Origin of the sequence: Brachybacterium halotolerans (assembly GCF_016623465.1) — a bacterium.
GTDB classification, from domain to species: Bacteria; Actinomycetota; Actinomycetes; order Actinomycetales; family Dermabacteraceae; genus Brachybacterium; species Brachybacterium halotolerans.
Window position 1 is genome coordinate 24,563 of record NZ_JAEDAJ010000003.1, and the last position, 19,343, is coordinate 43,905.

Consider the following 19,343-nt stretch of genomic DNA (forward strand, 5'->3'; position numbering starts at 1 on the left):
AGGGCCCGAGGGCCGGCGGGATCGCGCGTCAGGTCTGGATGCGCCAGACGCAGACGGCCACGCAGACGAGACCGAGGACGAGGAGCAGGATCCGCAGCCACCAGGGCTTGCCCGAACGGTGGAAGGACCACGCGCCGCCGAGCAGCATCCCGCCGGCGAAGAGCATGACGAAGGCGAGGATCATGAGGCGGCCGACCTCGTCGCGAGGCGCGGCAGTCCCGCGAGCCAGTTGCGCAGCAGACGCGTCCCGGCCCCGCCGGACTTCTCCGGGTGGAACTGGGTGGCGGTCAGCGCGCCGTTCTCGACGGCGGCGACGAAGCGGTCGCCGCCGTGATCGGACCAGGTGACCAGCGGGTCGGGCATGGGCGGCTGCGACTCGAGCTCCCAGGAGCGGGCGGCGTAGGAGTGGACGAAGTAGAAGCGCTCGTCCTCGATGCCGGCGAACAGCCGACTGCCCTGGGGGACCTCGACCGTGTTCCAGCCCATGTGCGGGACGACGTCGGCCTCGAGGCGGGTGATCTCGCCGGGCCACTGGTCGAGGCCCGCCGCGCGCTCTCCGTGCTCGGTGCCGGCCGCGAACATGACCTGCAGGCCCACGCAGATGCCGAGCACCGGGAGCCCGCCGGCCAGGCGGCGCTCGATGATGCGGTCGCCGCCCACGGCGCGGATCTGCGCGGCGGTCGCGGCGAAGGCGCCGACACCGGGGACGACGAGCCCGTCGGCTCCGAGTGCGCTATCCCGATCGGCGGTCAGCTCGACGTCAGCGCCGGAGGCCTCGAGGGCGCGCACGGCGGAGCGGACGTTCCCGCTGCCGTGGTCCAGGACGACGACGCGCGGCGCAGGGACGTCGCTCTGCGGGGAGGGGCTGTTCTCGCTCCCGCTCATCGACCCTTGCGTCCCTTCGCGATCCAGGCGAGCGCCTCGTCACGGGTGAGGACGGCGGGGTCGTAGCCCTCGCCGAGGGTGGCGACGTCGGCCGAGCCGAGCATGAGCTGCTCCACGACCTCGTCCATCGCTCCCATGACGATCGCGGGCGACACGTCGTCCCCGCGCTCCCCCGCCTTGTAGCGGGTGGCGGTCATGCGGTCGCCCTTGCGCCAGAACAGGACGACGCCGTTGCGCTGCAGGGCGGTCGAGGTGACGGCGGCGAGCTCGTGGGCGGCGTCCTCCTGGAGGGCGCCGACGGCGATGGCGCCCATGCCGGTGTCGTGGACGCGCGCGCCGGCGGGGATGTCGGCGCCGTCGGTGCGGGCCTCGCGGCCCAGGCGGATCGCGCCGGCGAGTGCCTTCGCGGAGGCGACGGAGGTGGCGACCACGGCGATCGCGGGCTCCTCGTCGTCCCCGCCGCCGATGATGTCCTCGACGGTGAAGGGCTCGGACTCCTCTGCGGCGTCCTCGACGTCGCCTCCGAGATCGAGGCCCTGGGTGAGGCGCGCGAACTCGGCGTCGATGTCGTCGTCGCCGCCGGAGGGGCGGGGCGGTTCTGCGGTGCTCACAGTGCTCCCTTCGTGGAGGGGATGTCGGCGACGCGCGGATCGGGCGCGCATGCGGCGCGCAGGGCCCGGGCGAGGGCCTTGAACTGGGCTTCGACGATGTGGTGCGGGTCCCGACCGGCGAGCACGCGCATGTGCAGGCAGATGGCCGCGTGGAAGGACAGCGACTCCAGGACGTGCCGGGTCAGCGACCCCGTGAAGTGCCCCCCGATGAGATGCAGGGCCTGCGCCTCGCTCTCGCCGGTGTGCACGCAGTAGGGGCGGCCGGAGACGTCGACCACGGCGTGGGCGAGCGCCTCGTCGAGCGGGATGGTGGCCTCGCCGAAGCGGGTGATGCCGCGCTTGTCGCCGAGGGCCTCGCGCAGGCACTGGCCGAGCACGATCGCGGTGTCCTCCACCGTGTGGTGGACGTCGATGTCGGTGTCGCCGCTCGCGCGCACGGTGAGGTCGAAGCGCGCGTGGGTGCCCAGCGCCGTGAGCATGTGGTCGTAGAACGGCACGGTCGTCGAGACGTCCACCTGACCGCTGCCGTCGAGGTCGAGGAACACCTCGACGCTGGACTCGCGAGTGGTGCGCGAGATGCTCGCGGTGCGGTGCGCGCGGTGCGCGTCGGGGATCTGTGTCATCGGGGGTCGGCCTCCTCGAGGGCGGTGCGGAATGCGGCGTTGTCCTGGGGCGTGCCGACGGAGACCCGCATCCAGGGCTCGGGCCCGACCTCGCGGATGAGCACGCCGCGCTCGAGCAGAGCCTCCCACACCTCGTGGCGGCTCGCGGCCCGGTGCAGGAGCGGTTCGAAGTACACGAAGTTCGCGTCCGAGGGGGCGACGACGTGACCGCGCTCGACGAGGTGATCGAAGAGAGCGTCGCGCTCGGCGCGCAGCCGCTCGACCTGCCCCAGCAGCTCCTCACGGTGCGCGAGGGCGGTGCGGGCGACGGCCTGCGTGACGGCCGAGAGGTGGTAGGGCAGGCGCACCACGCGGACCGCGTCGACGATCCGCGGGTCCGCGACCAGATACCCCAGGCGCCCGCCGGCGAGCGCGAAGGCCTTGGACATCGTGCGCGTGACCACGAGGTTCGGGAACTCGCCGAGCAGCTCGAGGGCGCTGGGCACGCCGTCGCGCCGGAACTCGCCGTAGGCCTCGTCGACCACCAGCATCCCCGAGCTGGGCAGCAGCGCCTCGGCGGCGGCGCGCACGACCTCCGGGTCGAGCGCCGTTCCCGTCGGGTTGTTCGGGCTGGTGAGGACGACGATGTGCGGACGGTGCGCGGAGATCGCCTCGCGCACGTCGTCCGCGTCGAGCGCGAAGTCCGGGGCGGGGCCCCGGTCGGCGACGACCCAGCGGGTGAAGGTGTCGCGCGCATACTCCGGGTACATCGAGTAGTGCGGCGCGAAGCCGAGCGCCGTCCGGCCGGGCCCGCCGAAGGCGAGCATCAGCTGGTGCATGACCTCGTTCGAGCCGTTCGCCGCCCAGACCGCCTCGACCGCGGACGCAGGGACCCCGGACTCCGCGGCGAGGTACTCGGCGAGATCGGCGCGCAGCGCCGTGAACTCCCGGTCGGGATAGCGGTTCAGGCCGGCCGACGCCTCCTGCACCGCGCGTCCCAGATCGGCGGCGAGCTCGGCGGACGGGCCGAAGGGGTTCTCGTTGACGTTCAGCAGGTGCGGCACGTCGATCTGCGGGGCCCCGTACGGCTCGACGCCCGCGAGGTCCTCCCGGCGCGGCGGGATCCCCGGGCGCGCGATGGGATCTGCGGGATCGGCGCCGGGCGCGGCGGGGTCGGGTCGGCTCGAGGTGGGCATGGCCCCATCGTAGAGGTCCGGACCTGGTGGGATCCGCGCCGCCCGGTGCGCGGAACCGGCCGCCGTCGGTCCTGCTCGGGCACCTCGTCGCCGGGCGCTCCCCGCCCCGCGCACGTGCGTCCCGCCACGCTCCCAGCGCCCGACCACCCGCGGGTCGGTACCCTGGCGCGGTGCTTCGCTTCCTCGGTGCCCTGATCGGCGACGTCCTCGCCGTGGTCCTCTTCGTCGCGATCGGCCTGCTCCAGCACGGCTACGACATCTCGACGCAGAATCTCGTGCTGGTGGGCTGGCCCTTCGCGGCCGCCCTCCTCGTCGGCCATCTGGCCGCGCAGACCTGGCGCGCGCCCTTCCGCATCTGGCCGCAGGGCGTGTTCGTGTGGGCGATCACGATCGTCGGCGCCATGGCCGTGCGCACCCTCATGCAGGCCGGCACCGAGGTGTCCTTCGTGATCGTCACCTCGATCGTCCTCGGCGTGCTCATGCTCGGCTGGCGCGCGGTCGCGACCTTCCTCACGCGCGGCGAGCGCAGGGTCGTCGAGGTCGTGGACGAGGCCGATCTCGAGACGGGGAGCGGGCCCGAGGTGACCACCGGCACCGAGGACGAGAAGGCCGCCGAGGCCAGGATCGCCGCCGAGAAGGCCGACAACTCCTGAGGACCCGGGGCGAGCCCCGGCGGAAGCACTTCCCCGCTCTCCGGTCGACGCGCCCGACCCTCACGCGTCGGGCGCGAACCTCACGTCCACCGCGGTGCCGTGGGCCGGCAGGCCCTCGGAGCGGGCGAGCGTCGTCGCCGCCTCCCGTGACGCGGCGAGCGCGTCCTCGTCGTACTCGACGACGTGGATGCCGCGCAGGAACGACTGCACGCCGAGCCCTCCGGCGAAGCGCGAGGTGCCGCCCGTCGGCAGCACGTGGTTGGAGCCGGCCGCGTAGTCGCCCAGGCTCACCGGGCTGAAGGGGCCGACGAACACCGCGCCGGCATTGGTGACGCGCGCGGCGACGCCGGCCGCATCGGCCGTCTGGATCTCGAGGTGCTCCGCGCCGTAGGCGTCGACCACCGCGAGGCCCTGCCCGATGTCGTCCACGAGGATCGCGCCGCTCTGGCGCCCGCGCAGCGCCTCGGCGATCCGCTCGTGGTGCTCGGCCGCGGGGACCTGGGCCTCCAGCTCCGTCTCGACGCGGCCGACGAGGGACTCGTCGTCCGTGACCAGCACGGCGGCGGCCATCGGGTCGTGCTCGGCCTGCGAGATGAGGTCGGCGGCGACCAGGCGGGGCTCGGCGGAGGCGTCCGCGAGGATCGCGATCTCCGTCGGCCCGGCCTCCGCGTCGATCCCGACGACGCCGCGCACCAGACGCTTCGCCGCCGCGACGTAGACGTTCCCGGGGCCGGTCACGAGGTCCACGCCCTCGAGCGCACGGCCGTCGCCGAGATCGTCGGCGCCGTGGGCGAGCAGGGCGATCGCCTGCGCGCCGCCGACGGCAAGGACCTCCTCGATCCCCAGCAGGGCGCAGGCCGCGAGGATCGTGGGGTGCGGCAGGCCGCCGAACTCCTTCTGCGGCGGGGAGGCGAGCACGATCGTTCCCACACCGGCGGTCTGCGCGGGCACGGCGTTCATCACCACGGAGCTGGGCAGGACGGCGCGGCCGCCCGGGACGTACAGGCCCACGCGGCGCACGGGCACCCAGCGCTGGGTGACGCGTCCGCCGGGGACAACCTCGACGCTGTCGGGCTCGCGCACCTGGGCGGCGTCGACGGCGCGGACCCGCGAGATCGCGGTCTCCAGGGCCGCGCGCACCGCGGGGTCGAGCTCGGCGAGCGCCCGCGCGATCTCCGCGGGAGGGACGCGCAGGTGCTCGGGCCGCACGCCGTCGAAGCGCTCGGAGGCCTCGAGGACGGCGGCCGCGCCGCGCGTCGCGACGTCCTCGATCACCGGGGCGACGGCCTCGGCCGCCGCGGCGACGTCGACCTCGGGACGGGGCAGGGAGGCGGCGAGCTCGGCGGGACCGGGACGGGTCCCGCGCAGGTCGGTCACGGAGAGGAAGGACATGGGGGAAGTCTAGGAGGACGCCCGCGCACCGGCCCCCTCGGCCCGACGCCTGGGACGGGGAGGGCGAGCCCTCGCGGCCGCGGCGCGGGTGGGCTGCCGGCGGGGGGGGGGACGGGGCGCGGGCATGTTGCGGGCGGCGTACGGGCGGGGCCGCTCGGCCCCGCCCTCCCTGAGGACGCCGCGCGCGCCCTCGGATAGTCTTGACGTCGAGACATCACCCCGACCCGAGGGAGCCCCACCGATCATGTCGCGGATCATCTACACCCACACCGACGAAGCGCCGATGCTCGCCACCGTGTCGTTCCTGCCGATCCTGGAGGCGTTCTCGCGCACTGCCGGGATCGATGTGGAGACGCGGGACATCTCGCTCGCGGGCCGCATCGTCGCGGCCTTCTCCGACCTCCTGCCCGAGGACCAGCGCGAGGCCGACGCGCTCGCGGAGCTCGGCGAGCTCGCGAAGACCCCCGAGGCGAACATCATCAAGCTGCCGAACATCTCGGCCTCGGTCCCGCAGCTCAAGGCCGCGATCGCCGAGCTGCAGGCCGCCGGGATCGACCTGCCCGACTACCCCGAGTCCCCGTCGACCGACGCGGAGAAGGACGTGCGCGCCCGCTACGACGCGGTCAAGGGCTCGGCCGTGAACCCCGTGCTGCGCGAGGGCAACTCCGACCGCCGCGCGCCCCAGGCCGTGAAGAACTTCGCGAAGAAGCACCCGCACCGCATGGGCGCATGGTCCGCCGACTCGAAGACCACCGTGGCGACCATGGACGCCGACGACTTCCGGGCGAACGAGCAGTCCGTCGTCCTCGAGAAGGACGACGAGCTCTCGATCGTCCACGTCGCCGCCGACGGCGCCGAGACCGTGCTGAAGCCCTCGATCCCCGTGCTCGAGGGCGAGGTCGTCGACTCGACCGTCATGGGCGCCCGCGCGCTGGACGCCTTCCTCGCCGCGCAGGTCCGGGCCGCGAAGGAGCAGGGCGTCCTGTTCTCCGTGCACCTCAAGGCCACGATGATGAAGGTCTCCGACCCGATCCTCTTCGGCCACGCCGTCCGCGCCTTCTTCCCCGCCCTCTTCTCGGCGTACGGCGAGCAGCTCGCCGCGGCGGGCCTGTCCCCGAACAACGGCCTGGGCGGCATCCTCGCCGGGGCCGACGCCCTGGACCCCGAGGTCGCCGCGGGCGTGCGCGAGGAGATCACCAAGGGCCTCGCCGAGGGCCCGGCGATCGCCATGGTGAACTCCCACAAGGGCATCAGCAACCTGCACGTGCCCAGCGACGTCATCATCGACGCCTCGATGCCCGCGATGATCCGCACCTCCGGCCACATGTGGAACAAGGACGACGCGGAGCAGGACACCCTGGCCGTCATCCCCGACTCCTCCTACGCGGGCGTCTACGCGGCCACCATCGAGGACTGCAAGGCGAACGGCGCCTTCGACCCGACCACCATGGGCACCGTGCCGAACGTCGGCCTGATGGCGCAGAAGGCCGAGGAGTACGGCAGCCACGACAAGACCTTCGAGATCGAGGCCGACGGCCGCGTCGAGGTGCGCGACTCCTCGGGCGCGGCGCTGATGGCCCAGCAGGTCGAGGCCGGCGACATCTTCCGCGCCTGCCAGGCCAAAGACGCCCCGATCCGCGACTGGGTGCAGCTCGCCGTGCGCCGCTCGCGCGAGTCCGGGATGCCCGCCGTGTTCTGGCTGGACGAGTCCCGCGCCCATGACCGCAACCTCATCGCCAAGGTCGAGGCCTACCTCGCCGAGGAGGACACCGAGGGCCTGGACCTCCGGATCCTCTCCCCCGTCGAGGCCACGAAGCACACCCTGGAGCGCGTGCGCCGCGGCGAGGACACGATCTCCGTGACCGGCAACGTGCTGCGCGACTACCTCACCGACCTGTTCCCGATCATGGAGCTGGGCACGAGCGCCAAGATGCTCTCGGTGGTGCCGCTCATGAACGGCGGCGGACTGTTCGAGACGGGTGCGGGCGGCTCCGCCCCCAAGCACGTCCAGCAGCTCGTCGAGGAGGACTACCTGCGCTGGGACTCCCTCGGGGAGTTCCTGGCCCTCGCCGAGTCCCTGCGCCACCTCGCGCGCACCGCGGACAACGAGCGCGCCCGCGTGATCGCCGACGCCCTGGACCGCGCGACGGAGACCCTGCTGAACAACGGCAAGTCCCCGCAGCGCAAGCTCGGCACGATCGACAACCGCGGCAGCCACTTCTACCTCGCCCTGTACTGGGCGCAGGAGCTGGCCGCGCAGTCCGACGACGCGGAGCTCGCCGAGGCGTTCGCCCCCATCGCCCAGGAGTTCGCGGGCAAGGCGGAGGCCATCGACGGCGAGCTGCTCGCCGTGCAGGGGAAGCCGGCCGACATCGGCGGCTACTACCGTCCCGACGAGGCGAAGGCCGCGAGCGTCATGCGTCCCTCGACCACGCTCAACGCGATCGTCGAGGAGATCAGCTCCGCGCTGTGACCGCTGATGCGCTGACGCGCTGAGGGTCGACCGCACCTCCCGAGGGCGGTCGACCACCGGAAGGGCCCGGATGCTTCGGCATCCGGGCCCTTCGTCGTCGGACCACGAGGTCGTCGGACCACGAGCGCCCGGCACGCGCTCAGTCGCGGGGCGCGCGGCCGAGCCGCTTCCAGAGCAGCGCCCACTGGCGAGGCGCGAGGTCCCGGGGCCGGTCCCGGCGCGCGACGCCGGCCGCCCGCAGTGCGTCGTCGATCCGGCGCCGGCCCGACGCCCCGCGAGGAGGCAGGGCCCTCGGAAGGATCCGCTCGAGGGTCCCTCCCCCGCCCGCGAACACGCAGCGCGCGAAGCGCTCGTACGCGGCGCGCTCCCGGAGCGGGAGGAGGGGGTGCTCGCGGCGCCCGAGCACGAGGATCCCGCCGTCGACCGACGGTGCGGGACGGAAGGCACGCGACGGCACGCGCCCCTCGAGCCTCGCGCGGATCCATGGCGCGGCCTGGACTGTCAGCAGGGTGGATCCGCCCACCCCGGCGCGCTTGCGGGCCACTTCCCACTGCGTGAGCAGGACGGCGCGACGCCAGCTGCGCTCCCGCAGCAGGCGCCGCAGGATGGGTGTGGTCAGGTGGAAGGGGATGTTGCCGACGATCGTCGCCGCCTCGAGCGGATGGGTGAGCGCATCGGCGGCGATCACGCGGGCACCGGGCAGCTTGCGGCGCAGCGCCCGGGCGCGGTGCTCGTCGATCTCGAGGGCTGTGAGCGGCACGCCCCGTGCGGCGAGCACACGGGTGAGGGCGCCGTCGCCGGCGCCGAGCTCGAGCACGCTCGTGCCGTCCCGGGGGACGAGGTCGGCGATCTGCTCGAGAGTGGGTCGGTGGACGAGGAAGTTCTGGCCGAGTTCATGGCGTCCGCCATGGAGGGAGCGGGGCATGGGTGGTCTCCGTGCTGTCGGGTCGGAGCACCCGGCATCTCACCCGTGCCGGCGGCAGGGGGAGGCGAGGTTCGCGCGTCCGGGTGCGAGGGCTCTCGACGGGACGGCGCGCATCATGCGACGGCGCGCCGTCAGGCGCGGCGGTCGCGGAAGGTGAGTGCGCGGTCCGCGGGGACCGCACGGAGAAGGGTTCCCATGGGCGGGACGCTATCGAGGGGACGGCGGCGGCGTCGAACGAATTCTCCGCACGCTCCGCCCGCGTCGAAGGGCGTGGGAGCGGAGCGGGCCGCTCAGCCCAGGATCTGACGCACGAGGGCGAGGAGCGCGATCACGACGATGGTGCCGCGCAGCACCCATTCGGGAAGCCGCTTGGTGAGGTGGGAGCCGAAGTAGCCGCCGAGCAGGGCTCCGAGCGCGATCGCGATCACGCCCTCCCACCGCACGTCGGCACCGAAGGCGAAGTGGGCCACCAGGTAGACGAGTGCCGCCATCACGTTCACCAGCAGGCTGAACAGGTTCTTCACGGCGTTGACGCTCTTCATCGAGCGGCCGGTGAAGGCACCGAGCAGGCCGAGGTAGAGGATGCCCTGCGCGGCCGTGAAGTAGCCCCCGTACATCGAGGCGGCGCCCATGGAGACCATGAGGCCCGGCGAGCGGTAGGCGGCCGCGCTGCTGCCGGCGTCCGCGTCCCTCTGGCCGGTCCCCCGCCGAGGGATCCAGGTGGCCAGTCGCTTCTGGAAGACCACGAGCAGCAGCGCGACCACGATGAGGACGGGCACGACGACCTGGAGCGCCCCGGGCGGTGAGATCAGCAGCAGGCAGGACCCGATGGTCGCGGTCACGACCACGATGGCGGCGAGCGGGCGCACGTCGCGCCATTCGGCCGAGATCTCGCGCCGGTAGCCGAAGAACGAGCCGACGGTCGAGAACACCATGCCCATGGTGTTGGTGCGCACGGCGGTGCCGGGATCGAGGCCGAGGGCGAGGAGCACGGGGAGCGTGAGCAGGGATCCGCTGCCCACCGCGGAGTTGATCGCGCCCGCGAGGGCACCCATCACGAGCAGCACCACGAGCGACTGCGGATCCACGCGCCCTCTCCTCCTTCGCCGTCCCTCGGGGCCCGAGGGGCGTGTGCGTCGGACCGCTCGGCGGATGCGGTCCGACCTGCAACCCTAGACCCGGCCGCGGGTCGCCCTGGACTGCGCCTCACGCGTCGGACGCACGTGCCATGAGCACGCGCGAGGCCCCGGGCACGGCTGCCCGGGGCCTCGCTCAGGACGTCGGTCGTCCGACGGCGATCCGTGTCAGCCGAGCGCCGCCACGGCGGCGTCGTAGTCGGGCTCCTCGGAGATCTCCGGGACCAGCTGGCTGTGCAGCACGGTGCCGTCGGCGTCGATCACCACGACCGCGCGAGCGAGGAGGCCCTGCAGGGGGCCATCGGTCTGCGTGACCCCGAAGTCCTCCCCGAAGCCCGACCGGAAGGCGGAGCCGGTGACGACGTTCGTGAGCCCCTCCGCACCGCAGAAGCGGGCCTGCGCGAACGGGAGGTCCTTCGAGGCGCACACGACGACCGTGTTCTCCAGGCCGCTCGCGATCTCGTTGAAGCGGCGCACGCTCATCGCGCAGGTGCCGGTGTCCAGGGACGGGAAGATGTTCAGCACGATCCGGCGGCCGGAGAAGTCGCCGGAGGCGACGGTGCCGAGGTCCTGTCCGACGAGCTCGAACGCGGGGGCGGCGGAGCCGACGGCGGGGAGCTCGCCGACGGTGGTAACGGGGGTGCCCTTGAAGGCGGTGGTGGCCATGTCATGCATCCTTCTGCTCGATGTGCGCTGCTCCGTCCATTGTGCCCCGTCGTCCCCGACTCATCGCTGCGAGGCGAAGGTCTCCCGCAGTCGCGCGGTCTGCTCGGCGACATCGAAGTCCGCGGCGGGCCACTGCGGGTCGATCTCCCCCAGGGCCTGCAGCAGCAGCTGCTGCACGGCGATCCGGGCGTACCACTTGCGGTCGGCGGGGACCACGACCCACGGCGCGTGCGGGGTCGAGGTCGCGCTGAGCGCCTTCGAGTAGGCGTCCATGTAGGCGCTCCAGTACCCGCGCTCGTCGATGTCCCCCGGGTTGAACTTCCAGTGCTTGTCCGGTCGTTCGAGGCGCTCGATCAGCCGCTCCCCCTGCTCGGCGTACGAGAGGTGGAGCATGACCTTCACGATCGTGACCCCCGAGTCGGTGATCTCCTTCTCGAAGGCGTTGATCGCGGCGCAGCGCCGCTCGATCTCCTCGGCGTCGGCCCATCCGTGGACCCGATGGATGAGCACGTCCTCGTAGTGCGAGCGGTCGAAGACGCCGATCTGCCCGGCCGCGGGCACGTGCGGGCGGATCCTCCACAGGAAGTCGTGCTGCCTCTCCTCCTCGGTGGGCGCCTTGAACGCGGTGATCGAGATCCCCTGCGGATCCACGGCGCCGACGACGTGCCGCATGATCCCGCCCTTGCCGGAGGTGTCCATACCCTGGACGACCAGCAGCACGCTGCGCCCGCCTGACGTCGCCCCGTGGTGCGCGGCGAAGAGCCGCTCCTGCAGATCAGCAAGGGAGTCGTCGCAGGCCAGAAGGCGCTTCTCGCCCTTCTTCTTGCCGCCGTCGAAGCCGGGGGTCGCGTGGGGGTCGAACTCATGGACGTCGCCCGTCCAGCCCGGCGGGACCGGGAAGCCGCTCGGGACGTCGTCCGGCAGGGAGCCGGGTGCGAGGACGACGGGTCGGAGATCGCGTGACGACTTCGTCGCCACCTTCGCCGATCTTGCCGGCTTCGCCGACTTCGCGCCCCCGCCCTGCTTCGTGCTCTTCGTCGGACGAGGGCTCTGCTGCTTCTTCGCCTGTGCCATGCACGGAGCGTAGCCGGATCCGCGCGCCGCGGCGCGGACCGGGCCCGAGGGGTTCCGCGGGAGCGCACGCAGCCCTAGCGTGGGGCACACGACGCATCCGCCCGGTCCCCCGAGGAACGAGGAGAGTCCCATGGACGAGGCACCGACCCAGCCGGTCCGGCCCGCAGCCGAAGGCACCGACCCCGACCAGGAGAAGCTACTCCGCCTGCACGGCTGGTGGCGGGCCGCGAACTACCTCTCCGTCGGCCAGATCTATCTGATGGACAATCCGCTGCTGCGCACGCCGCTCGCGCGCGAGCACGTGAAGCCCCGCCTGCTCGGCCACTGGGGCACGACCCCCGGGCTCACGTTCCTGTACGCGCACATGAACCGGGCGATCCGCCAGCGCGATCTCGACGCGATGTACGTGACCGGCCCCGGCCACGGCGGGCCCGGCGTGGTCGCCGCGGGGTACCTCGAGCACACGTACACCGAGACCTACCCTTCGGTCACCGAGGACGAGGCCGGCATGCGCCGCCTGTTCACCCAGTTCTCGTTCCCCGGCGGGATCCCGTCCCATGCGGCGCCGGAGACCCCGGGCTCGATCCACGAAGGAGGCGAGCTCGGCTACTCGCTCTCCCACGCCTACGGGGCCGTCCTCGACAACCCGGGGCTCCTCGCGTTCACCGTGGTCGGCGACGGCGAGGCCGAGACCGGCCCTCTGGCCACGTCCTGGCACAGCAACAAGTTCATCAATCCCCTGACCGACGGCGTGGTGCTCCCCGTGCTCCACCTCAACGGGTACAAGATCGCGAACCCCACGGTGCTGGCGCGCATCGGCGAGGACGAGCTCGCCGACCTCATGCGCGGGTACGGCCACGAGCCGCTGTTCTTCACCGGCGGCTTCGACGACGAGGACCCGCTCGCGGCGCACGCGCGCTTCGCCGAGGTGCTCGATACGGCCCTGGACCGCATCGCGGAGATCAAGGCGAAGGCGGCCGAGGACGACGTCGCCGGACGGGAGCCGGAGAGGCCCACCTGGCCGATGATCGTCTTCCGCACGCCGAAGGGATGGACCGGGCCCGCGGAGATCGACGGCAAGAAGTCCGAGGGATCATGGCGGGCCCACCAGGTGCCGCTGTCCAACGCCCGCGACACCGACGAGCATCTCGCGGTCCTGGACTCGTGGCTGCGCTCCTACCGACCCGAGGAGCTGTTCGACGAGGAGGGGCGGCTGCGCGAGGAGTACGCGGAGACCGCGCCCGCCGGGACCCGACGGATGTCGGCGAACCCCGTGACCAACGGCGGCTCCGTGCTGCGGGCACTGCGCCTGCCCGACTTCCGCAGGCATGCGGTCGACGTCCCGCGCCCCGGGGCGGCCGCCTCGGAGGCCACGCGCGTGCTGGGCGACTGGCTGAGAGACGTCATCGAGGCGAACCCCGACAACTTCCGCATCTTCGGGCCCGACGAGACCGCGTCCAACCGCCTGCAGTCCGTCTACGAGGCCACGGACAAGCAGTGGAACGCGCAGTTCGTGCCGGACGACGACGAGGAGCACCTGGCTCCGCGCGGCCGCGTCATGGAGGTGCTCAGCGAGCACCAGTGCCAGGGCTGGCTCGAGGGCTACCTCCTCACCGGCAGGCACGGGCTGTTCAACTCCTACGAGGCCTTCATCCACATCGTCGACTCGATGGTGAACCAGCACGCGAAGTGGTTGAAGGTGACGAACGAGCTCGAGTGGCGCCGGCCGCTGGCATCGCTCAACTACCTGCTGAGCTCGCACGTGTGGCGTCAGGACCACAACGGCTTCTCCCATCAGGATCCGGGCTTCATCGATCACATGGTCAACAAGAAGGCGGAGATCGTGCGGGTCTACCTGCCGCCGGACGCCAACACGCTGCTGTCCACCTACGACCACTGCCTCCGCTCGCGCCAGTACGTGAACGTGGTCGTCGCGGGCAAGCAGCCGGGACCGCAGTGGCTGAGCATGGACGAGGCGATCGTCCACTGCACGCGCGGCCTGGGCATCTGGGAGTGGGCAGGGACCGAGGTCGAGGGCAAGGAGCCCGACGTCGTCCTCGCCTGCGCCGGGGACATCCCGACGATCGAGGTGCTCGCGGCGGCGAAGATCCTGCGCGAGCAGATCCCCGACCTGCGCGTGCGGGTGGTCAACGTGGTGGACCTGATGCGCCTGCAGCACGAGTCGGAGCACCCGCACGGTCTCTCGGAGAAGGAGTTCGACGGGATCTTCGGCGAGTCCTCCCCCGTCGTCTTCGCCTACCACGGCTACCCGTGGCTCATCCACCGTCTGGCCTACCGCCACGATCGCGCCTCACGGATCCACGCGCGCGGCTACAAGGAGGAGGGCACGACCACGACGCCCTTCGACATGCTCATGCGCAACGACATGGACCGCTACCACCTGGTGATCGACACGATCGACCGGGTCGACGGCCTGGGGACCCGCTTCGCCGGTCTGCGCCAGCGGATGGTCGACTCCCGCATCCGCGCTCGCGAGTACGCGTACACCCATGGCACGGACCATCCCGACGTCGCCGCGTGGCAGTGGGACGACAACGCCGACGAGTCCGAGGCGTCGAAGGGCACGATCACCGCCGACACCGGCGGCGACAACGGCTGAGATCTCCGGTCGCGCATGCGCCGGCTCCGCGCCGCACGAGCCCGAGTGACCCGCCGACGAATTCTCGGTGACGGATATGGCGCAGATCACAACGGTCGGTACGGTCGAAGAACGCTCCCCGAGCGCGACGCCGTCGACCGGTCCGGTGCGACGTCGATCGACATCCGCACGAGCGGACCGCACAGAAGGAGAACAGCATGACGTTCCAGGGCAGCATCACGGATCTCCAGACCGCCGAGGTCCTCGATTCCACGGGCGAGAAGGTGGGCAAGGTCGGGCAGGTGTACCTGACCAAGGACTCGCAGGATCCCTCGTGGGTCACCGTCAACATCGGCCTCTTCGGCTCGCGCGAGACCTTCATCCCGCTGGCCGAGGCGAAGTACGCCGAGGGCGCCATCACCGTCCCCTACGAGAAGTCGTTCATCAAGGACGCCCCGAACATCGACGAGGACGGAGAGATCTCCCGCCAGGAGGAGTCCGAGCTCTACCGCTACTACGGGGTGAGCGATCCCGACGCCGCTTCCGGCGACGGCCAGGACCGCGAGGCCGACGCGCAGGGCCGCGGCACCGCGCAGGATCGCACCGGCACGGCGCAGCAGGATCCGGCCGTGCAGGGGCAGCAGGCCCCCGTCGCCGATGGCCAGGCCGGAGCCGGGGCGGGTGCCGGGGTCAGCGCCGCGGGTGCCGGCGTCGGAGCCGCGGGTCTGGCCGGGCGCGGGACCGGGGCCGACGCGCAGACCGGGGACGGAGCGCTCGAGGACGAGCAGCGGCGCGCCGCTCAGGACGGCGTGATGGCGAGCGGGGAGGCCGGGACGGCCGCGGGAGCCGACGCGCCCGGCGCGCCCGGAGCGGCCGACGACCAGGCGGACGTGGACGGCAAGCAGTCCGTGACGCTCCACGAGGAGCGTCTGAACGTCGGCACCGAGAAGGTCGAGACCGGCCGCGTGCGCCTGCGCAAGTACACGGTCTCCGAGACCCAGCAGGTCGAGGTCCCCGTGGAGCGCGAGGAGGTCGTCGTCGAGCGGGTGCCCGCCGGCGAGGAGACCGGGGGCGAGATCGCCGACGGCGAGACCGAGGCCGAGGTGCCCCTCACCGAGGAGCGCCCCGTGGTGAACAAGGAGACCGTGGCGACCGAGCAGGTCAACATCGGCACCCGCACCGTCCAGGACACCGAGACCGTCAGCGGCGAGGTGGGCCGCGAGGAGGTCGACATCACCGACGCCGACGGGCGTCCCGTCGAGGGCGACGGAGAGGGCGAGCGCGCCTGACCCATCCCCATCGGGGACGCCGACGAGGGCGGGCATCCGCGGCCGCGAGGGCCGCGGATGCCCGCCCTCCGGCGTGCGCGGCCGTCGTCCGCGCAAAGCGCGGCTCAGCGCGGCCCGGGCCCCCGCCACCCCGCCAGCACCGGCACCGACACCGGGACCGGCACCGGGAACTGGAGCGCGGACGCGGGAACGGGCAGAATCGGCGGCAGCATCCGAGGCAGGAGGAGACATGTCCACGTCGAGCATCCGCAGGATCGTCCGCGTCAGCGGCAGCGTGCAGGGCGTCGGGTTCCGCTGGGCCGCCGCCGACCGCGCCGAGGCGCTCGGCGTGAGCGGCACCGTGCGCAACCTGCTGGACGGCACCGTGGAGGCCGATGTCGAGGGCCCCGAGGACGCGGTCCGCCAGATGCTCGCCTGGCTCGAGGAGGGCCCGACGAGCGCGCGGGTGAGCGGGACCGAGGTGCGCGAGGAGCAGCCGCGCGGGACGTCGGGCTTCCGCATCGCGGGCTGAGCGCCGCATCGCGGCGTGAGCGACGCCGCGCGGCGTGAGCGCCGCCGCGCGGGGCGAGCACGGCCGCACTGTCCGGGAGCCTCCGCGCGGGCCGATCACACGTGCGTCGGGGTCGTGCGCAGGTAACGGGCGACGACCACGAGGGCGACGCCGAGCATCACCACGGAGGCGATCATCAGCGCCTCCTGGCCGGCGAGGTCGAGGATCCGCCCGCCGATGAGCGCGCCGAGTGCGATCGAGACGTTGAAGACGGCACTGTTCAGCGCCGTGCCCTCCTCCACGACCTCGCGCCCCTCCGAGCTCACGAACGCCTGGACCGTCACCGAGGCCGCGCCCGCGAACAGACCCCAGAGCGGCATCACCACGAACGCCGAGGCCGGGGACCTCACGGCCAGCAGGAGCACCAGGATCGCGAGGGCGAGCCCCGCGGCGATCACCAGGACCCCGAGGGGCGCGCTGCGGCGCAGCACCATGCCGACCGCGAAGTTCCCGATCATCCCGGCGACGCCGAACAGCAGCAGCATCCCGCCGATGCTCGTGAAGGGCACACCGGCTCGGGAGTGCAGGAGCGGGCTCACGTAGCTGTAGGTGATGAACTGCGCCGTGATCATGAGCGCTGTCAGCACGAGGGCATGGCGGACCCCGCGGTCGGCTGCGGCGCGCCCCATCATCCGCATCGAGACGGGGGCGCTCGTGCGCACGGGCGCGACCACGACGGCGATCAGGATCGCCACGAGCAGTGCCGCGCAGCCGACGACCGCGAACGCGGTGCGCCATCCCAGATGCGTGCCGATCCACGAGGCCACCGGCACGCCAAGCACGAGCGCCGCACCGGCGCCGCTGAAGGCGACGGTCAGGGCGCGCGGAGCGCGGTGGGGCGGCATCTGGGCGACGGCGACGATCGCGAGGACCGCCCAGTACAGCCCGATCGAGACGCCCGCGAAGAGCCGTGCGAGCAGGAGCACCGCGAACGTGGGGGCGATGACGCTCAGCACGCAGGAGACGACCACGCTGGCCAGCGCGAGCACGAGGACGAGCCGACGGTCGAGGGATCCCGCGATCACGGGCGTGAAGATCGCGACGACGCCCGCGAGGACGCCGGGCACCGTCACCGCGAGACCGGCGACGCCCTCGCTCACCCCGAGGTCGGGCGCCATCACGCTGAGCACGCCGATCGGGAGCTCCTCGATCGTGATGAGGATGAAGATGCCCACTGCGAGAGCGATCGTCGCGGCCCACTGGCGTGCCGACGTCATCGGCCCCTCCTTCTCACGTCGCTGATCACGTCACTGACCTGTGCCTCGGACGTCTCGGCACAGACCTCACCAGCCTACGGCCGTCGCGGCGAGGAGCGGCGGGCGGCCTTCGTCCGGCGGCGGGCGCCCTGTGGTGCCTGCCGGTAGTGTGAGCGCGCTACTGCCCATGAGCGAGAGGGACACCCATGGCCGGCGGACTCGCAGCACTCCTGGACGACGTCGCCGCGATGGCGAAGATGGCGGCCGCGAGCGCGGACGACGTCGCAGCGGCCTCCGCGCGCACGAGCGCCAAGGCCGTCGGGGTCGTCGTGGACGACGCCGCCGTCACCCCGCAGTACGTGCGCGGGCTGGAGCCCACGCGCGAACTGCCGATCATCTGGCGCATCGCCCGCGGCTCCCTGGTCAACAAGCTGCTGATCATCCTGCCGATCGCCCTGCTGCTCTCCTGGCTCGCACCCTGGGCGCTCACGCCGATCCTCATGCTCGGCGGTGCCTTCCTGTGCTTCGAGGGCGCCGAGAAGATCTGGGAGCTCGTCCACCCGCACGGGCACGGCGATGAGAACGCGTCCGCAGGTGACTCCGCCGATGCGCCCTCCGCCGAGCAGGGCGCCGACGCCGAGGACACGGTCGTCAAGGGCGCCGTGCGCACCGATCTGATCCTCTCGGCCGAGATCATGGTGATCTCGCTGAACACCGTCGCCGACCAGCCGTTCCTGATGCGCACCGCGGTGCTGATCGTCGTCGGCATCGGTCTGACGGCGCTCGTCTACGGGGCCGTCGGGATCCTCGTGAAGATGGACGACGTGGGCCTGGCGATGTCCCGACGCGACTCCCCCGCCTCGCAGCGCGTCGGCCGAGGTCTGGTCACGGCGATGCCGCACGTGATGACGGTGATCAGCTACGTGGGGATGGCCGCGATGCTCTGGGTGGGCGGGCACATCATCCTCGAGGGCACGCACGAGCTCGGCGCCGCGGTCCCCTACGCCTGGGTGCATCACCTCGAGGAGCACCTCGGGCACATCCCGGGCATCGGCGGCGCGGTCGGCTGGCTCGGCGTGACCCTGTGCTCGATGGCCCTCGGCCTCGTCGTCGGCGCCGCGGTGCTGCTCGTCGTCCAGACCCTCGCCCGTCTGCGCGGGTCCCGCCGGACCACGGCCTGAGCTCCGGTCGGCTCAGGCCCGCACGACGACGAGAGCGGCCCGTGGACCGCTGGGGTCCACGGGCCGCTCGGGTCCCGACGGGTTCTGGTCGTGGTGGGGGTCAGACCCCCGCGACGGCCTCGGCGATCGGGGTCTGCCCGTCGTTGAACGTCACGAACCGGCCGAAGGTCTCGGGGCGGTCGATGACCTCGGCGATCACCTGCGCCACGTTCGCGCGGCTGACCGTGCCGCTCTCGGTGGCCTCGACGTCGATCCGGCCGCTGGGCTCCTCGAGGGTGAGGCCGCTGGGGCCGAGGATCGTCCAGTCCAGGTCGGTGCCGCGCAAATGCTCGTCGGCCGCGGCCTTGGACTCCGCGTAGGCGAAGAAGCCGTTGTCGGGATCGACCCCGTGGTCCGGCCCGGCGCCGAAGTAGCTGACCATGACGTAGCGGCGGGCGCCCGCGCGTGCGGCGGCGTCCATCGAGGCGATCGCACCGTCGCGGTCCACCGCGTACGTGCGCTCAGGATCCCCGCCGCCGGCGCCGGCCGCCCAGACGACGGCGTCGGAATCCGCGATGAGATCCTTCCAGCCCTCCTCGTCCAGGCGCTCGATGTCGATGACGACGGCTCCCGCTCCTGTCGCCTCGATGTCGGCCACCTGGTCGGGATTGCGGATGACCGCGCGCACCTCGTGCCCCGCCTCGACGAGCAGCGGCTCGGCGAGCAGCGCGACCTTGCCATGTCCTCCGATGAGTGTGATCTTCATGCGCCCCACACTGGCACCTGGCGGGCGCCGGGGGAAGCCCCGTGCGCTCGTGGCGGAACGCGTGGCCGACGGCGTGCCGCGTGTGACGCTTGCCCCGGAGACGCGGACATGGAAGCGTGGGGCGCGCTCGAGACCCGTCCCCTGCGCGCGACCGGCCCGCCGGTCCGCGC

General features: G+C 72.5%; 18 protein-coding genes. 6 read left to right on the forward strand and 12 right to left on the reverse strand.

Features of this window, described 5'->3' with window-relative positions; genetic code table 11:
• Window positions 1-28: 28 nt before the first annotated feature.
• From I8D64_RS06545 to I8D64_RS06565, 5 genes are read right to left on the reverse strand one after another with little or no spacing between them, the layout of a single operon-like run.
• Window positions 29-184 (reverse strand): hypothetical protein, encoded by a 156-nt coding sequence (locus tag I8D64_RS06545; protein WP_200501730.1) that lies wholly within the window; start codon window positions 182-184, stop codon window positions 29-31.
• Entirely contained in the window at window positions 181-885 is a 705-nt protein-coding gene (hisH, locus tag I8D64_RS06550; RefSeq protein WP_200501731.1) for an imidazole glycerol phosphate synthase subunit HisH, read from the reverse strand. The genes I8D64_RS06545 and hisH overlap by 4 nt, the downstream gene beginning before the upstream one ends.
• The gene (locus I8D64_RS06555) at window positions 882-1,496 is read right to left on the reverse strand and encodes a hypothetical protein (RefSeq protein WP_200501732.1); all 615 of its coding nucleotides are present in this window, start codon (window positions 1,494-1,496) and stop codon (window positions 882-884) included. The genes hisH and I8D64_RS06555 overlap by 4 nt, the downstream gene beginning before the upstream one ends.
• The gene (gene hisB / locus I8D64_RS06560) at window positions 1,493-2,119 is read right to left on the reverse strand and encodes an imidazoleglycerol-phosphate dehydratase HisB (protein WP_200501733.1); all 627 of its coding nucleotides are present in this window, start codon (window positions 2,117-2,119) and stop codon (window positions 1,493-1,495) included. Before hisB ends, I8D64_RS06555 begins: the two co-directional genes overlap by 4 nt.
• The gene (locus tag I8D64_RS06565; protein WP_200501734.1) at window positions 2,116-3,294 is read right to left on the reverse strand and encodes a histidinol-phosphate transaminase; all 1,179 of its coding nucleotides are present in this window, start codon (window positions 3,292-3,294) and stop codon (window positions 2,116-2,118) included. Before I8D64_RS06565 ends, hisB begins: the two co-directional genes overlap by 4 nt.
• A 170-nt stretch (window positions 3,295-3,464) precedes the next feature.
• Between I8D64_RS06565 and I8D64_RS06570 the strand changes: the two genes are divergently transcribed.
• Complete coding sequence (locus I8D64_RS06570) at window positions 3,465-3,947, forward strand: DUF3054 family protein (protein WP_200501735.1); 483 nt, start codon at window positions 3,465-3,467, stop codon at window positions 3,945-3,947.
• Between the two features lie 60 nt (window positions 3,948-4,007).
• Here the strand turns inward: I8D64_RS06570 and hisD are convergent, their stop codons facing one another.
• On the reverse strand, window positions 4,008-5,339 hold the full coding sequence (gene hisD, locus I8D64_RS06575) for a histidinol dehydrogenase (protein WP_200501736.1): 1,332 nt from the start codon (window positions 5,337-5,339) through the stop codon (window positions 4,008-4,010).
• Between the two features lie 244 nt (window positions 5,340-5,583).
• On the opposite strand from hisD, the gene I8D64_RS06580 reads away from it, so the two are divergent.
• Entirely contained in the window at window positions 5,584-7,812 is a 2,229-nt protein-coding gene (locus I8D64_RS06580) for an NADP-dependent isocitrate dehydrogenase (protein ID WP_200501737.1), read from the forward strand.
• A 139-nt stretch (window positions 7,813-7,951) separates the two neighbouring features.
• Here the strand turns inward: I8D64_RS06580 and erm are convergent, their stop codons facing one another.
• The 4 genes from erm to I8D64_RS06600 all read right to left on the reverse strand — a co-directional run bounded on the left by erm (window position 7,952) and on the right by I8D64_RS06600 (window position 11,613).
• Complete coding sequence (erm, locus tag I8D64_RS06585) at window positions 7,952-8,737, reverse strand: 23S ribosomal RNA methyltransferase Erm (RefSeq protein ID WP_200501738.1); 786 nt, start codon at window positions 8,735-8,737, stop codon at window positions 7,952-7,954.
• A 290-nt stretch (window positions 8,738-9,027) separates the two neighbouring features.
• Window positions 9,028-9,825, reverse strand: coding sequence for a TSUP family transporter (locus tag I8D64_RS06590; RefSeq protein ID WP_200501739.1), 798 nt, complete (start codon window positions 9,823-9,825; stop codon window positions 9,028-9,030).
• A 216-nt stretch (window positions 9,826-10,041) separates the two neighbouring features.
• Complete coding sequence (tpx, locus tag I8D64_RS06595) at window positions 10,042-10,539, reverse strand: thiol peroxidase (RefSeq protein ID WP_200501740.1); 498 nt, start codon at window positions 10,537-10,539, stop codon at window positions 10,042-10,044.
• A 60-nt stretch (window positions 10,540-10,599) separates the two neighbouring features.
• Window positions 10,600-11,613, reverse strand: coding sequence for a polyphosphate kinase 2 family protein (locus I8D64_RS06600; protein WP_200501741.1), 1,014 nt, complete (start codon window positions 11,611-11,613; stop codon window positions 10,600-10,602).
• Window positions 11,614-11,743: 130 nt separating this feature from the next.
• Here I8D64_RS06600 and I8D64_RS06605 point away from each other — a divergent pair, with 130 nt between their 5' ends.
• The 3 genes from I8D64_RS06605 (at window position 11,744) to I8D64_RS06615 (ending at window position 16,012) form a co-directional block, all read left to right on the forward strand.
• Entirely contained in the window at window positions 11,744-14,233 is a 2,490-nt protein-coding gene (locus tag I8D64_RS06605; RefSeq protein ID WP_200501742.1) for a phosphoketolase family protein, read from the forward strand.
• 197 nt (window positions 14,234-14,430) lie between these two features.
• Window positions 14,431-15,501 carry a DUF2382 domain-containing protein gene (locus I8D64_RS06610; protein WP_200501743.1) on the forward strand — a complete coding sequence of 357 codons (1,071 nt, stop codon included), beginning with the start codon at window positions 14,431-14,433 and terminating at the stop codon, window positions 15,499-15,501.
• A gap of 229 nt (window positions 15,502-15,730) precedes the next feature.
• Window positions 15,731-16,012, forward strand: a complete 282-nt coding sequence (locus I8D64_RS06615; protein ID WP_200501744.1) for an acylphosphatase — start codon at window positions 15,731-15,733, stop codon at window positions 16,010-16,012.
• Window positions 16,013-16,107: 95 nt separating this feature from the next.
• Here the strand turns inward: I8D64_RS06615 and I8D64_RS06620 are convergent, their stop codons facing one another.
• Entirely contained in the window at window positions 16,108-17,268 is a 1,161-nt protein-coding gene (locus I8D64_RS06620) for an MFS transporter (protein ID WP_200501745.1), read from the reverse strand.
• Between the two features lie 185 nt (window positions 17,269-17,453).
• On the opposite strand from I8D64_RS06620, the gene I8D64_RS06625 reads away from it, so the two are divergent.
• Window positions 17,454-18,428 carry a DUF808 domain-containing protein gene (locus I8D64_RS06625; RefSeq protein WP_200501746.1) on the forward strand — a complete coding sequence of 325 codons (975 nt, stop codon included), beginning with the start codon at window positions 17,454-17,456 and terminating at the stop codon, window positions 18,426-18,428.
• A 100-nt stretch (window positions 18,429-18,528) separates the two neighbouring features.
• On the opposite strand, the gene I8D64_RS06630 is transcribed toward I8D64_RS06625, so the two are convergent.
• On the reverse strand, window positions 18,529-19,173 hold the full coding sequence (locus tag I8D64_RS06630; protein WP_200501747.1) for an NAD(P)H-binding protein: 645 nt from the start codon (window positions 19,171-19,173) through the stop codon (window positions 18,529-18,531).
• Between the last annotated feature and the right edge of the window lie 170 nt (window positions 19,174-19,343).

Excerpts from the sequence above, each read along its gene's own strand:
- I8D64_RS06545 (WP_200501730.1), bottom strand. The coding sequence starts at position 184 with ATGATCCTCGCCTTCGTCATGCTCTTCGCCGGCGGGATGCTGCTCGGC.
- hisH (WP_200501731.1), bottom strand. The coding sequence starts at position 885 with ATGAGCGGGAGCGAGAACAGCCCCTCCCCGCAGAGCGACGTCCCTGCG.
- hisB (WP_200501733.1), bottom strand. The coding sequence starts at position 2,119 with ATGACACAGATCCCCGACGCGCACCGCGCGCACCGCACCGCGAGCATC.
- I8D64_RS06565 (WP_200501734.1), bottom strand. The coding sequence starts at position 3,294 with ATGCCCACCTCGAGCCGACCCGACCCCGCCGCGCCCGGCGCCGATCCC.
- hisD (WP_200501736.1), bottom strand. The coding sequence starts at position 5,339 with ATGTCCTTCCTCTCCGTGACCGACCTGCGCGGGACCCGTCCCGGTCCC.
- I8D64_RS06580 (WP_200501737.1), top strand. The coding sequence starts at position 5,584 with ATGTCGCGGATCATCTACACCCACACCGACGAAGCGCCGATGCTCGCC.
- erm (WP_200501738.1), bottom strand. The coding sequence starts at position 8,737 with ATGCCCCGCTCCCTCCATGGCGGACGCCATGAACTCGGCCAGAACTTC.
- tpx (WP_200501740.1), bottom strand. The coding sequence starts at position 10,539 with ATGGCCACCACCGCCTTCAAGGGCACCCCCGTTACCACCGTCGGCGAG.
- I8D64_RS06600 (WP_200501741.1), bottom strand. The coding sequence starts at position 11,613 with ATGGCACAGGCGAAGAAGCAGCAGAGCCCTCGTCCGACGAAGAGCACG.
- I8D64_RS06605 (WP_200501742.1), top strand. The coding sequence starts at position 11,744 with ATGGACGAGGCACCGACCCAGCCGGTCCGGCCCGCAGCCGAAGGCACC.
- I8D64_RS06610 (WP_200501743.1), top strand. The coding sequence starts at position 14,431 with ATGACGTTCCAGGGCAGCATCACGGATCTCCAGACCGCCGAGGTCCTC.
- I8D64_RS06615 (WP_200501744.1), top strand. The coding sequence starts at position 15,731 with ATGTCCACGTCGAGCATCCGCAGGATCGTCCGCGTCAGCGGCAGCGTG.
- I8D64_RS06620 (WP_200501745.1), bottom strand. The coding sequence starts at position 17,268 with ATGACGTCGGCACGCCAGTGGGCCGCGACGATCGCTCTCGCAGTGGGC.
- I8D64_RS06625 (WP_200501746.1), top strand. The coding sequence starts at position 17,454 with ATGGCCGGCGGACTCGCAGCACTCCTGGACGACGTCGCCGCGATGGCG.
- I8D64_RS06630 (WP_200501747.1), bottom strand. The coding sequence starts at position 19,173 with ATGAAGATCACACTCATCGGAGGACATGGCAAGGTCGCGCTGCTCGCC.